Below are 13002 nucleotides of genomic sequence, written 5' to 3' on the forward strand. Positions count from 1 at the left end.
TTAAAGCTTATCTGCATTTTGTGAAAGATATTCTGCAACACCTTTTGCATCAGCTTTCATACCTTTATCGCCTTTATTCCAACCAGCAGGGCAAACTTCACCATGCTCTTCAAAGAATGTCAAAGCATCGCACATTCTTAACATTTCATCCATATTTCTACCAAGTGGAAGGTCATTGATTACCGCATGGCGAACAACTTGATTTTTGTCAATTAGGAAAGAACCTCTAAGTGCAACTGCTTCATCGATTAATACTTCATAATCTCTTGAAATTTGTTTTGTAATATCAGAAACCATAGGGAATTGAACATTACCAATACCACCTTGATTTACCGGAGTGTTTTTCCAAGCAAAATGCACAACATCAGAATCGATTGAAACACCAATTACATTGAAACCTTTTTCTGCAAATGCTTTTACTCTGTGATCCATTGCAATGATTTCTGAAGGGCAAACAAATGTAAAATCTTTTGGCCAAAAGAATACAACTGCACCATTTCTACCAAGATTTCTTGCAAGTTCGAAATCTTCTACAATTTGATTATCTGCTAAAACCGCAGGTGCTTTGAAATTTGGAGCTTTTTTTGTAACTAACATTTTAAATCCTTTATAAAAATAATTTGTTGATAAAAAATATCAATTAGAATAGTATCCAAAAAAATATAAAGCCAAAATTAAAGCTAAAATTTCACAACTAATTTTGTGATGATTTTAAGTTTTCTAATGTTACAATTTCGAAAAATTAAAAATACAAGGTGAATTTATGAAAAAAGAATTTCTTTTTACTTCTGAATCAGTTACTGAAGGACACCCAGATAAAATGGCAGACCAAATTAGCGATGCGATTTTGGACTATATTATAGAGCGAGACCCAAAAGCAAGAGTTGCCTGCGAAACATTGCTTTCTAATGGTTATTGCGTGATTGCAGGGGAACTAAAAACACACACTTATGCACCTATGCAAGATATTGCTAGACGTGTTATTAGAGAGATTGGCTACATTGATGCAAAATATGGTTTTGACTACCGCAGTGCAGGTGTATTAAATGGCATTGGAGAACAAAGCCCCGATATTAACCAAGGTGTTGATAGGGAAGATGGAGAAATCGGTGCTGGGGATCAAGGTTTGATGTTTGGCTATGCTTGCAGAGAAACCGATGTTTTAATGCCACTTCCTATTTATCTTTCTCACCGAATCACAGAAAGACTAGCAGCTCTTAGAAAAGATGGCACATTGCCCTTTTTGCGTCCTGATGGAAAATCACAAGTTACTATCAAATATTCCAATGGAATCCCAACAGAAATTGATACAATTGTAGTTTCTACCCAACACAGCCCAGAAACCTCTCAAGAAATGCTTAGAAGTGCAGTGATTGAAGAAGTTGTCAAAAAGGCTTTGCCACAAGAATTTGCTTCAAACAATATTCGCTATTTTGTTAATCCAACCGGTAAATTTGTCATCGGTGGTCCTCAAGGTGATGCGGGATTGACAGGGAGAAAAATCATCGTAGATACTTATGGTGGAAGTTGCCCTCATGGCGGTGGAGCTTTTAGTGGAAAAGATCCAAGCAAAGTGGATAGAAGTGGGGCTTATGCAATGCGTTATGTAGCAAAGAATCTCGTTGCAAGTGGCATTTGCGATAAAGCTACCGTGCAAATTGCTTATGCCATCGGCGTTGTAGAGCCTGTTTCAATTCTAGTTAATACGCATGGAACAGGCAAAGTAGAGGATTCCAAAATTGAAGAATGCGTAAAAAAACTCTTCCGCCTAACTCCTAAAGGCATTATTGAATCGCTAGATTTACTTCGCCCAATTTATCAAAAAACAGCAAGTTATGGGCATTTTGGTAGAGAATTACCAGAATTTACTTGGGAAAAAACCGACAAAGTAGAAGCTATCAAGGACTACTTCAATCTTAAATAAGGGCTTTAGAGGGATTACAATCTCCTCTTTATCCCCAAAAACATTGCTAATTATCTCTCAAGTTTTTTAAATTTTAAAATCAAACCTCCATTTCACACCAAAACAAGCTTTGCTATTACCCACTTTCAAACAATCACCAAAGATATTTTTATCACTCCACCAAAACTTATCCAACCAAAATCTACAAAGTTTTAAGAATCTTTTTTGAAAATTTTTGCTTGATTTTTCCTAAAACGCCTAATAACGCTCATTATTCTAAGAGGCAGGACAATCAATCTGCCTTGCTTGCGTTTAGAATAAGCAGCAACCGCCAACCTTCCCAATTCATATGAAAGATTATAATCTTGCAATGGAATCTCCTCTATCTTCATTGAATCTTTTTGGGTAATTAGAAAATAGGTGTAAAATGGAATAGTTAAAAATAGTCCCTTTTGGTAAAGCCTTAAAAGTTTATATCCCAAATAACATTGAAAAGATAGGGCATTATCAGCTTGCGGTTTTTTCTTTAGCAATTCCCCTTTAAAAATCGGTGTTTGCTCTACCATATCCCACCAATATTGCCCTAGAAATTTATTGTGGTAATCCAAATAAATTTTGCTATCCTGCCAAGGTTTATATCTAAGGTAATAATGAAAAATTTTAGGTTTCTTAAGTGCATTATTAAAGTCTTTTCTTGGATAAGAAATATTTATCTTGCCTTTATCGTCAAGACAAGTAGCATTGCAATAGACATATACTAAAATATTCCATTCTATTGAAAGCTTATAAACCTTCCCAAGCATAACAGCATTCAAAATATCTTGATCATGTGTTGGACAATAATAATTTCCCGCAATTTCAAAAATTCTATTTTCTATATTTTCTTTTCTCCACAACTCCAATTCTATCAACATTATTCCACTATTAAAATAATTTACACTTAGGTCAATTGGCGGGTAAGTTTCAGTTTTTGATTTAAGGACTCTATTGGCACTATAATAATCCATCACCGCCCCACAAATTTTACCCTTCAAATCTATGGCAAACAATTCCCTCAAATCCCCCAAAACAAGCATATCTACATCCAAATAAACACATTTTGTTATAGATTGTGGCAAAATACTGCCAATTTTTAGACGATAGTAAGCTGAATAATTTCCATTGAGTGTCCACAAAGATTGGGTTCTAAAAATTTCATCCTCTAAAATATGAATATTAAGTGTGCAGGGGTAAGTTTTGGAAAGTTCTAAAATGAGGTTTTGAAGTTTTTCTTTTGTTTCTTGGCTGACAAAATCCATTAAGAGATGAAAATTATACGCCCCCCCCCCCCGCAACATTAGAATCTTTATTTGTATTTTGTATAATCGAGGTCATCAATACAGAAGCATAAGGCACATAACTTTCATTTAAATTAAAAACGATAGGATACATAAATCTCCTTCTAAAAGTTTTATGAAATTCTAACATAAATTAAAATTTTCATTCCAACCAAATAACAATCTCAGTTAAGTTTCTAGGCAAATTAATAGCAAAAATTACAACCCAAATTCATTTTCAAATTAAAAAAACAAATCAAGTAAAGGAAGTTTAATTAGAAGTATGGTGCGCTGGGCGAGACTTGAACTCGCACGGGTCGCCCCGCCACCCCCTCAAGATGGTGTGTCTACCATTCCACCACCAGCGCATAAATTTCGAAGAAATTCCGAGATTCTTGAAGAATCTCGAAAAGATATTATAAACCTAGCATTCCTGTGAATGGGTTTGCATAAAGCAAAATCAAAGCCACAACAAGTGTATAAATAACTTGCGCTTCAATCATCGCTAATGCAATAAACATTGTTGTCATCAATTTACCGCCAACTCCCGGATTTCTAGCCATACCAGAAATTGTTGCAGCAGCAGTGCTTCCCATACCGATAGCACCACCAAGTGCAGCAATACCTAGTCCAATACCAGCAGCAATAGCAGAATAAGACAACAACATCTCTCCAGCACCTTCAGCAGCAAATGCTACGCTAGCTAATGCAAAAAAAGCTAAAAGAATTTTTTTCATTTTATCTCCTCAATAAATTTTCAAAGTCTGTTCGGATCTGTCCCCTACTTATCACTTTGTGAGGTTGAATTATTATCACTTTTTGCTAAATTTTCAATAAAACTTTGTTAATTTTTTTAATTTACAATAAAATCTTTCAAAATTTTCTTAATACAAAATCCCTCTTAACCTTGATTTTTGCATGCTTTAAGTGCTGAAAGTTTTATACCGCTTAATTGATTAGCACCGTTTAACTTAAACTAAAAACTTATAATTTCACAATAATAGGATTCCACGCTTTGGAGCTTACAAGCACCAAATCACCGACTTTCAAATTCTCCCCTTCACTTTTAGAAACCACGACTTCTATGCTCCAATTCCCCACCAAAACACGCACAATAGCCACCAAACCATTCACAGAAATTTCCACTATTGTCCCACTTTGACGAAATTTGCCACTAGGCAAATCTTTCAAAAAAACTTCACTAGGCGTTCCTTGTTTATCTACCACCCCATTATTCAAATGCAAAACATATTGCGAAAGATAAAATACATCGGCTAAATTGTGACTTACAAAAAAAGTTGTTAATTCAAACTTTTGATGAATCTTCAAAAGCTCTTCTTGCAATCTTTGGGACATAGAAGCATCCAACGCAGAAAAAGGCTCATCTAAAAGCAAAATCTTAGGATTCCGCACCAACGCCCTTATCAAAGCCACTCTTTGTTGTTGCCCACCACTCAACATACTTGGCTTAACTTTCCTAAAGTTTTGCAATTCTACAATCTCAAGCAATTCCTCTATATGCTTCTTATCCCCTCTTTTTGGCAAAGCAAAGAGGAGATTCTCTTCAATGCTCATATTAGGAAAAAGTGCATAATCTTGAAATACAAAACCAATCTCCCTTTTTTGAGGGGGGATATTAATTTTATCTTTGGAGCTAAACCAAATAGAATCTTGCACTTTGATAATTCCAAAATCAGGCGTAGTAAGCCCAGCTAAAATCCTAAGAATCGTTGTTTTGCCTGCACCACTTTTGCCAAAAAGCGTAATTAGCTCACGCATTTTTAAACTACATTGCACTTTTAACAACACTTCACCTTGAGTGCTATAAAGCTTTTTTTGAAAATCCAGATAAATCATCTAAGCAGACTTTTTGTTAAGATAAAAAGTTAAAAGCAAAATACAAAAAGTAATGATAAAAAGGATTAAGGCGTATTGATGCGCTAATGCGTAATTCAAAGATTCTACCTCATCATAAATCGCAATACTTGCCACCCTTGTTTCTCCTGCGATATTTCCGCCAATCATCATCACCACTCCAAACTCACCAATAGTATGTGCAAAAGCCATAATAATTCCTATTAAAACAGAATGTTTGATATTTGGCAGCAAAATACGCCATAAAATCTCCAAAGGACCTTTGCCCAAAGTTAAAGCCGCTTCAAAAATAGATTTTGGAATGCTCCTAAAGCCAGCTTGAATCGGATTTACCATAAATGGCAAACTAAAAATTACTGAAGCAACAATCAACCCCTCAAAACTAAAAACAAGTTTAAGCCCAAAAGTCTCTAGCAAAAACTTGCCAAATATATTTTGTGGGCTAAAAGCAATCAACAAATAAAACCCCAAAACACTCGGTGGCAACACCAAAGGCATAGAAACAATTGTCTCCAAAAATGGCACAATTTTGCTTTTACTAAACGCCAAAAAATAACCCAAGGGTATGGCAATTAATAAAAGCAAAAAAGTAGTCAAAATAGAAACTTTGAAAGTTAGAAGCATTGTCTGAACAAAATCCATCAACCCACTCCTAGCAACATAATTTCATTTTCTGAAATATGCCAAAACACTTCACTGCCGATTTTTAAAGCGTTTTGATTAATAAAATCCAAACTTACAAGCGCACTGATATTTCCATTTTTTGCCAAATGAGATTCTAAGATGATGCGCGCAAAAAGCTCATCTTCTTGTATTTCTACAATCTTAGAACAAAAGGAATTTCCCACCCCTTCTATCCTAAGTGCAACCAATACATTTGTCTCTTTGAAGCACAATTCTAGATTCTGCCCTATAAACTCCAAACTCAACTCTTCTACCAGCAAAACCGAGATAGGCTCATCTCCTATTTCTATGGTTAATCGAGAAATTCCATTATAGGATTGAATTTGCTTCAAGATTCCTACAAAATTATTCAACACTATAACCAAATTGAATAAATTTTTCTTTGCCTTTTTGACCCAAAATATAGTCTTTAAACTCTTGAGCAAGTTTAGAATCTTTGCCATAGTTTGTGATAATAAGAGCTTGTTCAATAGGCTTATAAAGCTTCTCATCAATTGCAACAAAACTCATTGTTGGCGTATCAATACCATTTTTACCCAACATTGATAAAGCAGTAAAACCAACTTCAGCATTTTTGGATTCTACATAGGTAGTTGCCCCTCCAATGCTTTCACCTATTACAAATTTCCCTTGAACTTTTTCTAACATCTTTGTAGATTCCAAAGCTTCAATACTTGCACGACCATAGGGGGCGACTTTTGGATTTGGGATTGAAATATGTTGAATCTTTGGATTTAAAATATCTTTAAAATCTGTAACTTTAAAATCCGCATTATTACTCCACAATACAAGTTTGCCTTTTGCATAAATCTCTTCTTTTTGTGGTGCAAGTTTATCTGCATAAAGCTTTGCAGGATAGCTTACATCAGCAGCGACAAATAAATGCACTGGTGCGCCATTTTTGATTTGCGCATAAGCTTTGCCACTAGAAATATATGAAATTTCAATCTCATCATTTTTGCGATCTTTTAAAAAATCATTTTTAATTTCCTCTAAAACATATTTTAAAGACGCCGCCCCTAAAACACGAATTTGTTCTGCATAAACACTTGAAGTAAATCCAACAAGGCAAAAAACCAAAAAAATAACTTTATGTAACATTTTATTCTTCTTTTATATTCCCAAAATTACATCATTTGCTTTAAAGCCAAACCACACTTTCTGCCCGACTTCCAAAGCAAGATTGTTTTTAGAATCTTCTGTAATCACTGCCCCAAATTCAATCTCGCCACTTTGGATAGTAATCCCACAATTTACTGCACCATCAGAAATTGCCTTGATTTCTCCACACATACAATTTTGCAGAGAATTCTCAGAAGGTTTTTGCGTAAAAATAACAATCCAACTTGCTTTTACCAAAGCATAAACCTGCATCCCCAATGCCAAACCCATTTCTTTTAGGGATTGCAAAGTAATAATGCTAACAATTTGCAAATCTTGACTTATTTGCAAAGTTACCTCTGCATTAACCTTCCCTTCTTTAATAGCAACTATCTCACCTAATAACTGATTTCTAGCGCTTGTCTTTAGTATAAATTGCCTCCCAAAAATTGTATTTTTTGTTACATTATCCCATTCTTTTAAATCCACTTCAAAAAGTTTGAGAAGCTTTTCTTGTATTTCTTCCATTTCTCGAAAAATTTTAATAGCTTCCCTGCCTTTTTCTGTGATTTGCGTGCCTCCCCCTCCTTTCCCTCCTGTCGCCCTAAGCACCAAAGGTTGTTGAGATATTTTATTCATCATATCAATGCTATCCCATGCTGCTTTATAGCTCATTTTCATCTCTCTTGCAGCTTTGGCAATAGAGCCACTCTCTGCGATTCTCTCCAAAAGCTCTACTTTTCCATGCCCCAAGAAATTTTTATTATTTTCCTTAATCCAAATACGACCTTGCACTTCCATCAATCAAGCATCCTACAATCATTAAATTTCTACTAAAAGCAATCTTTTGTCTCGTATTATATTTTAATATATTACGATTGTCAATATAGAAATATTTTCAAGTTTTAAGCTAGCTTTGTTATAATTTTTATAACATTTTTAAAATCTTAAAATTTAAGGAATTCCAAAAATGACTATCATCAATCAAGAAAATGGGGAGATTCTTGTGCAAAATGTCAAAGTTTCTTCGCTAGAAACACTTTTTTTGAGTATTGAACACGCTCTTAAAACCAATGAGATTGAGCCACAAAGAATCTTTTTTAAAAACATTCCACAAGAAGCCAAAAAGAAACTCTTATCAAAAGACTGGTATTGGAATGGCTCAAAACTAGAAATTTATCAAGATTAAGGAGCAAAAATGCAAGGAAAAGCTTGGAAATTTGGAGATAATATTGATACAGATTTGATTATTGCTGCACGCTATTTAAACACTAGTGATGAGAAATTTCTCGCCTCACATTTAATGGAAGATGCAAGGGCAAACTTCACACAAGAAATCTCCAAAGGAGATATTATTGTAGCTGGAGAAAATTTTGGTTGTGGTTCAAGCAGGGAACATGCACCAGTTGCCATAAAAGCAGCTGGAATTGCAGCAGTGATTGCAAAAAGCTATGCTAGAATCTTTTATCGCAATGCTTTTAACACGGGATTGCCAATTTTAGAAATCAAAGAAACCGATTTAATTAACGAAGGTGATGTTTTAGAAATTGATTTAAAAGCCGGAATCATTCACAACCAAACACAAAAAACACAATATCACTTCACGCCTATCCCACCTTTTATGCTTGAACTTCTTGAATGCGGGGGATTAATCCCTTATGCAAAAACCCAAAAAGGAAACCAAAATGAAAAATTATAAAATTGCCGTTATCAAAGGCGATGGAATCGGTCCTGAAATCATCAATGAAGCCGTCAAGGTTTTAAAAGCAGTTGGAGAAAAATTTAGTTTTAAACTAGATTTTGAGGATTACTTAATGGGCGGAATCGCTTATGATCTAACCGGCAATCCTTTACCCAACGAAACAATTGAAGGCTGCCTAAAGGCAGATGCGACACTCTTTGGTGCTATTGGGGGAGAAAAATGGGACAATCTCCCTAGGGATTTGCGTCCAGAAAGTGGATTATTGCGTCTTAGAAAATCTTTGGAGGTTTTTGCAAATCTCCGCCCTGCAAAAGTTTATGATGAACTCATTGAAGCAAGCACATTAAAGCCCGAAATTGTAAGCGGAGTGGATATTTTAGTCGTGCGTGAATTAATCGGCGGAATCTATTTTGGCACACCCAAAGGACGCGACAAAGAACGCGGTTTTAATACTATGGTTTATAGCGTCAGCGAAGTAGAGAGAATCGCACATACCGCATTCAAAGCCGCTCAAAAACGCAATAAAAAAGTTTGCTCTGTGGATAAGGCAAATGTGCTTGATGTTAGTCAATTATGGCGTGAAGTGGTAAGTGAAGTGGCAAAAGAATATCCCGATGTGGAGCTAAGCCATATGTATGTGGATAATGCTGCTATGCAACTTATTCGCTACCCCAAACAATTTGATGTAATTTTAACGGGGAATCTTTTTGGGGATATTTTGAGCGATGAGGCAAGTATGCTTAGTGGCTCTATTGGTTTATTGCCATCAGCTTCTATTGGTGGCAAAGCAGCAGTATATGAACCAATCCATGGAAGTGCTCCAGATATTGCAGGAATGGGAATTGCAAACCCTATTGCAACCATTGCAAGTGCTAGTATGCTTTTGCGTTACTCACTAGGGGAAATTGACGCTGCAAACGCCATTGATAATGCCATAGAAACCACACTCAAAAAGGGCTATCGAACAAAAGACATTGCAAACTTTGGAGCAAAAGAAATTTGCTCCACAGAACAAATGGGAAGTATTATTGCTCAAAACATCTAAATCTTAAGAGAGAAAATAACGAATTGAGGCAAAATTTTTGATAGGAGTTTTAGAAATTGCCTCAACTTCTTTTGCCCCAATAATCCCTCCAAGTGCAAAAATTTCTGCTTGATAATCTTTTGGATTCAACTTCTCCAAAAAATCAATCCCCAAAGGCTGTCCTTTATTTTGTGTTTTAAAAATCGGACTAATCGTTATGCCATTTGCACCCTCTAAATCAGCTTGCAAAATTTCCTCAGAACTATGCGCACTATAAAACACCAAAGGAATCTTTTTCTTTGCTTCTGCAATTTGTTGCATTTGCATACCATTGCAATGCAAACCATCAAAACCAAATTTCAATGCGATTGCCAAATTAGAATTCACCAAACTTGGAATCTTGTAGTATTGATTAAGCTTCAAAAAAACTTCAAGTAGGCTTGGATTAAAAACATTTTGTTTATCACGATAGCAGGCAAAATCAATTCGATGAGAATCCAAAATCCTTTGATAAAAATTCTGAAATTCTCTAGGAGAGGTTGGGTAAAGTTTTGAATCGGTAATGAGGTAAGCTTTAATGCGCTTCCTCACTAGCCAAAACTGCACCCGCTAAAAAAACATAAGTCAAAATCATAAAAATAAAAGCTTGTAAAAATGCCATAAAAGTCAAGATTAAAAATGCAGGAAGAGGAGCAACCCAAGGAGCAAGCATAAGCATAACAAGCAAAAACATATCATCACCCTTAATATTTCCAAAAAGACGGAAAGAGAGTGAAACCACACGCGAACAATGAGAAATAATTTCAATAGGGAACATCAAAGGTGCCAAAGCCTTAACCGGTCCTGCAAAATGTGCAAAATATTTGACAACACCAAAGGTGCGGATTCCTTCAAAATTATAATATACAAATACTACCAACGCCAAAGTAAGAGTGAAACTAAGACTTGAAGAAGGTGCTTCAAAGCCCGGAATAATACCAATTGCATTTGCCAAAAAAACAAAAAAAGCAAGTGTTGCGGTAAGTGGCAAGTATTGACGCGCTTTTTCTTCTCCAATTACATCTTTTGCCATAAAAATAACCCCACCCAAAAACGCTTCAAAAACATTTTGCACTGCACCTGGCACAACTTGCATTTTTGAAGTGGCAAGTTTGGCTAAAATAACTGCAATAATAGCCACCAAAATAACATGAAATGCGATAATAAAATCATGGTCATGGCTAATTAACCCTGCAAATGTAAAAATAGAATTCATAAACTAACTCCCCATATTTTTATAAAGTCTATAATTATGCCAAAACTAATTTTAATAAAAAATTAACCTTTTTTATAAACTGAAGTTTTAAGAATTAAATCATGCAATGCTTTTTTATCTTTTCTCCACAAAGGCATTAAAAGTCCCACGAGAGTAAAACCTGAAAACAAAAATAGAAAAAACCGCAACAAAGAAAAGAAAAATCCAATGGGCTGATTCTCATTACGCCTAACCCACAAATCATAAGCTTTCTTGCCCGGGGTCTGCCCTTTTGTCGCCATCAATAAAGCAACAATAACTCCATAAATCAAAACAGCAATCAAAGGTCCCCATTGAGATTCCCTAAAACCTTGAGCACTGCCAATAACAACATAAGTAAGAAAATACAAAAGTGGCAAATAAATCATAAAAGTATCAATCACTTGAGCTTTGCCTCTTTCCCAAAAAGTAGCAAGAATCTCGGTTTTATTTGTAAGATTAGATTCTATGGAAGTTTTGGAGAAACCCTGCTTTTTTAATTTTCTCCATTGTTTTGACATTCAAAACTCTAATTACCGCGACTTCCGGGCTTAATGGCAACACTGCCTTGTTTGCATAATGGACAATTTTCTGGCGTATAAGTCTCAAATACAAAATCCTCTAAGGCAAAAAGTGGAAGATTGCAATCCAACTTGCATTCTGTTGCATCAAAAGAATTTGGGCTTTTATAGCGATTGCAGATTCCACGATTTGCAAGGGCTGCATAAGCTACGACTTTTGCACCAAGCTTTTGGACTTCTTTAGCCGCTTCCATTGCAGAACCGCCTGTGGTGATAATATCTTCACAAACAAGTATTTTTTCACCCTCACTTACCTCAAATCCTCTACGCAAAGTCATTGCGCCATTGACGCGTTCAGTAAAGATAAATCTCACTCCAAGTGCCCTTGCAAGCTCATATCCAGCCAATATTCCACCAAGTGCTGGAGAACAAACACAATCAATTTGCACTCCACAATCACGAATAATCTCTGCTAATGCCCTTGCCAATTCTTCTGCTATTTTTGGATTTTCAAGAACTTTTGCAGATTGCAAATAAAAGGGCGAATGCTTTCCACTACTAAGCAAAAAATGCCCTTCTAAAAGAGCATTTGCATTTTTATAAATTTGCATAATATCCATGATGATTCCTTTTAGATTTTAAGCAATTCCTCTTCTTTGTGCTTTACAAGCTCATCAATTTTTTTCACCGCATTATCAGTAAATTTCTGAATCTCATCTTGCGCTTTTTTGGATTCATCTTCGCTAATAGTTTTATCTTTTTCAAGTTTTTTGACTTTATCATTTGAATCTTTGCGAATATTTCTAATAGCGATTTTTGCCTTTTCTCCAATATTTTTTGCCTCTTTGGCAATTTCTTTGCGTTGCTCACTTGTCATAGGCGGGAAAAAAAGCTTGATAGCCTCACCATCATTATTAGGATTCACACCAATATTAGCTTCTTGTATAGCCCTTTCAATCTCTTTTAAAAGATTCTTTTCCCAAGGAGTAATCACAATCGTACTTGCATCTTGCGCAATCACAGAACCTACTTGATTAAGAGGTGTTGGGGTATCATAATAATCGATACGAATATGGTCCAAAATAGCCACAGAAACCTTACCGCTTCTTAATGTCCCAAACTCTTTTTTCATTGCCTCAATGCTCTTATTCATTGTCTCTTGTGTGTGATTATAAATTTCTTGCAAACTCATCATTTTCCTTCTATTTAGTTTGTGCTGGAGCAGCTGGAGCTATAGGTGCAGCAGGGGTAGCAGGAACTGCTGGAGCAGGATTTGTCTGTGTGGCTGGTATCTCTACATTATCCACGATGGATTTCTGAGAATCTTTTGTATAAAAATAACCAAGTGCGATAGTATTTACCACAAACAAAAATCCAAGCACAAAAGTCGTTTTTGCCAAAAATCCTGCGGGTCCTTTTGCACCAAAGAGACTTTCATTGCTTCCACTATATGCCCCAAGCCCGATGCTTGAACTTTTTTGTAATAACACCACAATAGTAATGATAATTGCCAAAACAAATTGCACAACTAATAAAATCCCACTCATACTTCTACCTCGCTTAAAAATTCTGAAATTCTAACAAAATCTAACTAATACAATGC

The 13002-nt window shown here is 35.5% G+C and carries 18 protein-coding genes and 1 tRNA gene; 4 read left to right on the plus strand and 15 right to left on the minus strand.

The window, feature by feature from the left end; translation table 11 throughout:
- Complete coding sequence (locus tag EL247_RS07970) at positions 1-597, minus strand: peroxiredoxin (RefSeq protein ID WP_005021528.1); 597 nt, start codon at positions 595-597, stop codon at positions 1-3.
- 166 nt (positions 598-763) lie between these two features.
- Here EL247_RS07970 and metK point away from each other — a divergent pair, with 166 nt between their 5' ends.
- Entirely contained in the window at positions 764-1924 is a 1161-nt protein-coding gene (metK, locus tag EL247_RS07975) for a methionine adenosyltransferase (protein ID WP_054195179.1), read from the plus strand.
- Positions 1925-2115: 191 nt separating this feature from the next.
- Here the strand turns inward: metK and EL247_RS07980 are convergent, their stop codons facing one another.
- From EL247_RS07980 to EL247_RS08015, 8 genes are all read right to left on the minus strand, one after another.
- Positions 2116-3240: a glycosyltransferase family 8 protein gene (locus EL247_RS07980; RefSeq protein ID WP_104745730.1), complete on the minus strand. Its 1125-nt coding sequence runs from the start codon at positions 3238-3240 to the stop codon at positions 2116-2118.
- A 263-nt stretch (positions 3241-3503) separates the two neighbouring features.
- A tRNA-Leu gene (locus EL247_RS07985) sits at positions 3504-3587 on the minus strand.
- Between the two features lie 48 nt (positions 3588-3635).
- A complete protein-coding gene (locus tag EL247_RS07990; RefSeq protein ID WP_054195180.1) occupies positions 3636-3956 on the minus strand; it encodes a F0F1 ATP synthase subunit C in 321 nt (106 codons plus the stop codon).
- A 247-nt stretch (positions 3957-4203) separates the two neighbouring features.
- Positions 4204-5028, minus strand: coding sequence for an ABC transporter ATP-binding protein (locus EL247_RS07995; protein ID WP_230845569.1), 825 nt, complete (start codon positions 5026-5028; stop codon positions 4204-4206).
- Between the two features lie 48 nt (positions 5029-5076).
- Entirely contained in the window at positions 5077-5736 is a 660-nt protein-coding gene (gene modB / locus EL247_RS08000) for a molybdate ABC transporter permease subunit (protein WP_005021533.1), read from the minus strand.
- The gene (locus tag EL247_RS08005; protein WP_408609794.1) at positions 5736-6131 is read right to left on the minus strand and encodes a molybdate ABC transporter; all 396 of its coding nucleotides are present in this window, start codon (positions 6129-6131) and stop codon (positions 5736-5738) included. Before EL247_RS08005 ends, modB begins: the two co-directional genes overlap by 1 nt.
- Positions 6124-6879: a molybdate ABC transporter substrate-binding protein gene (gene modA, locus EL247_RS08010; RefSeq protein WP_104745731.1), complete on the minus strand. Its 756-nt coding sequence runs from the start codon at positions 6877-6879 to the stop codon at positions 6124-6126. Before modA ends, EL247_RS08005 begins: the two co-directional genes overlap by 8 nt.
- 12 nt (positions 6880-6891) lie before the next feature.
- Positions 6892-7680: a TOBE domain-containing protein gene (locus EL247_RS08015; protein ID WP_104745732.1), complete on the minus strand. Its 789-nt coding sequence runs from the start codon at positions 7678-7680 to the stop codon at positions 6892-6894.
- Between the two features lie 169 nt (positions 7681-7849).
- On the opposite strand from EL247_RS08015, the gene EL247_RS08020 reads away from it, so the two are divergent.
- From EL247_RS08020 to leuB, 3 genes are read left to right on the plus strand one after another with little or no spacing between them, the layout of a single operon-like run.
- Complete coding sequence (locus EL247_RS08020) at positions 7850-8068, plus strand: hypothetical protein (RefSeq protein ID WP_005021538.1); 219 nt, start codon at positions 7850-7852, stop codon at positions 8066-8068.
- Between the two features lie 9 nt (positions 8069-8077).
- The gene (locus EL247_RS08025; RefSeq protein WP_005021539.1) at positions 8078-8578 is read left to right on the plus strand and encodes a 3-isopropylmalate dehydratase small subunit; all 501 of its coding nucleotides are present in this window, start codon (positions 8078-8080) and stop codon (positions 8576-8578) included.
- Positions 8565-9626, plus strand: a complete 1062-nt coding sequence (leuB, locus tag EL247_RS08030; protein WP_172594068.1) for a 3-isopropylmalate dehydrogenase — start codon at positions 8565-8567, stop codon at positions 9624-9626. The genes EL247_RS08025 and leuB overlap by 14 nt, the downstream gene beginning before the upstream one ends.
- Positions 9627-9629: 3 nt before the next feature.
- Here leuB and EL247_RS08035 read toward each other — a convergent pair whose 3' ends face one another.
- From EL247_RS08035 to secG, 6 genes are all read right to left on the minus strand, one after another.
- Positions 9630-10196, minus strand: a complete 567-nt coding sequence (locus tag EL247_RS08035; protein ID WP_104745734.1) for a thiamine phosphate synthase — start codon at positions 10194-10196, stop codon at positions 9630-9632.
- Positions 10180-10860 carry a F0F1 ATP synthase subunit A gene (locus tag EL247_RS08040; protein WP_005021543.1) on the minus strand — a complete coding sequence of 227 codons (681 nt, stop codon included), beginning with the start codon at positions 10858-10860 and terminating at the stop codon, positions 10180-10182. Before EL247_RS08040 ends, EL247_RS08035 begins: the two co-directional genes overlap by 17 nt.
- A 62-nt stretch (positions 10861-10922) precedes the next feature.
- On the minus strand, positions 10923-11399 hold the full coding sequence (locus EL247_RS08045; protein ID WP_005021544.1) for an RDD family protein: 477 nt from the start codon (positions 11397-11399) through the stop codon (positions 10923-10925).
- 8 nt (positions 11400-11407) lie between these two features.
- Positions 11408-12019, minus strand: a complete 612-nt coding sequence (gene pyrE, locus EL247_RS08050) for an orotate phosphoribosyltransferase (RefSeq protein ID WP_104745735.1) — start codon at positions 12017-12019, stop codon at positions 11408-11410.
- Positions 12020-12030: 11 nt separating this feature from the next.
- Positions 12031-12591 (minus strand): ribosome recycling factor, encoded by a 561-nt coding sequence (gene frr / locus EL247_RS08055; RefSeq protein ID WP_054195186.1) that lies wholly within the window; start codon positions 12589-12591, stop codon positions 12031-12033.
- Between the two features lie 10 nt (positions 12592-12601).
- Positions 12602-12946, minus strand: coding sequence for a preprotein translocase subunit SecG (secG, locus tag EL247_RS08060; RefSeq protein WP_104719256.1), 345 nt, complete (start codon positions 12944-12946; stop codon positions 12602-12604).
- Positions 12947-13002 lie beyond the last annotated feature (56 nt).

This window comes from Helicobacter pullorum, assembly GCF_900638355.1.
In the GTDB taxonomy this organism is placed as follows: domain Bacteria; phylum Campylobacterota; class Campylobacteria; order Campylobacterales; family Helicobacteraceae; genus Helicobacter_D; species Helicobacter_D pullorum.

Coding starts and splice junctions, on each gene's coding strand:
- EL247_RS07970 (WP_005021528.1), bottom strand. CDS start 597: ATGTTAGTTACAAAAAAAGCTCCAAATTTCAAAGCACCTGCGGTTTTA.
- metK (WP_054195179.1), top strand. CDS start 764: ATGAAAAAAGAATTTCTTTTTACTTCTGAATCAGTTACTGAAGGACAC.
- EL247_RS07980 (WP_104745730.1), bottom strand. CDS start 3,240: ATGTTGCGGGGGGGGGGGGCGTATAATTTTCATCTCTTAATGGATTTT.
- EL247_RS07990 (WP_054195180.1), bottom strand. CDS start 3,956: ATGAAAAAAATTCTTTTAGCTTTTTTTGCATTAGCTAGCGTAGCATTT.
- modB (WP_005021533.1), bottom strand. CDS start 5,736: ATGGATTTTGTTCAGACAATGCTTCTAACTTTCAAAGTTTCTATTTTG.
- modA (WP_104745731.1), bottom strand. CDS start 6,879: ATGTTACATAAAGTTATTTTTTTGGTTTTTTGCCTTGTTGGATTTACT.
- EL247_RS08015 (WP_104745732.1), bottom strand. CDS start 7,680: ATGGAAGTGCAAGGTCGTATTTGGATTAAGGAAAATAATAAAAATTTC.
- EL247_RS08020 (WP_005021538.1), top strand. CDS start 7,850: ATGACTATCATCAATCAAGAAAATGGGGAGATTCTTGTGCAAAATGTC.
- EL247_RS08025 (WP_005021539.1), top strand. CDS start 8,078: ATGCAAGGAAAAGCTTGGAAATTTGGAGATAATATTGATACAGATTTG.
- leuB (WP_172594068.1), top strand. CDS start 8,565: ATGAAAAATTATAAAATTGCCGTTATCAAAGGCGATGGAATCGGTCCT.
- EL247_RS08040 (WP_005021543.1), bottom strand. CDS start 10,860: ATGAATTCTATTTTTACATTTGCAGGGTTAATTAGCCATGACCATGAT.
- EL247_RS08045 (WP_005021544.1), bottom strand. CDS start 11,399: ATGTCAAAACAATGGAGAAAATTAAAAAAGCAGGGTTTCTCCAAAACT.
- pyrE (WP_104745735.1), bottom strand. CDS start 12,019: ATGGATATTATGCAAATTTATAAAAATGCAAATGCTCTTTTAGAAGGG.
- frr (WP_054195186.1), bottom strand. CDS start 12,591: ATGAGTTTGCAAGAAATTTATAATCACACACAAGAGACAATGAATAAG.
- secG (WP_104719256.1), bottom strand. CDS start 12,946: ATGAGTGGGATTTTATTAGTTGTGCAATTTGTTTTGGCAATTATCATT.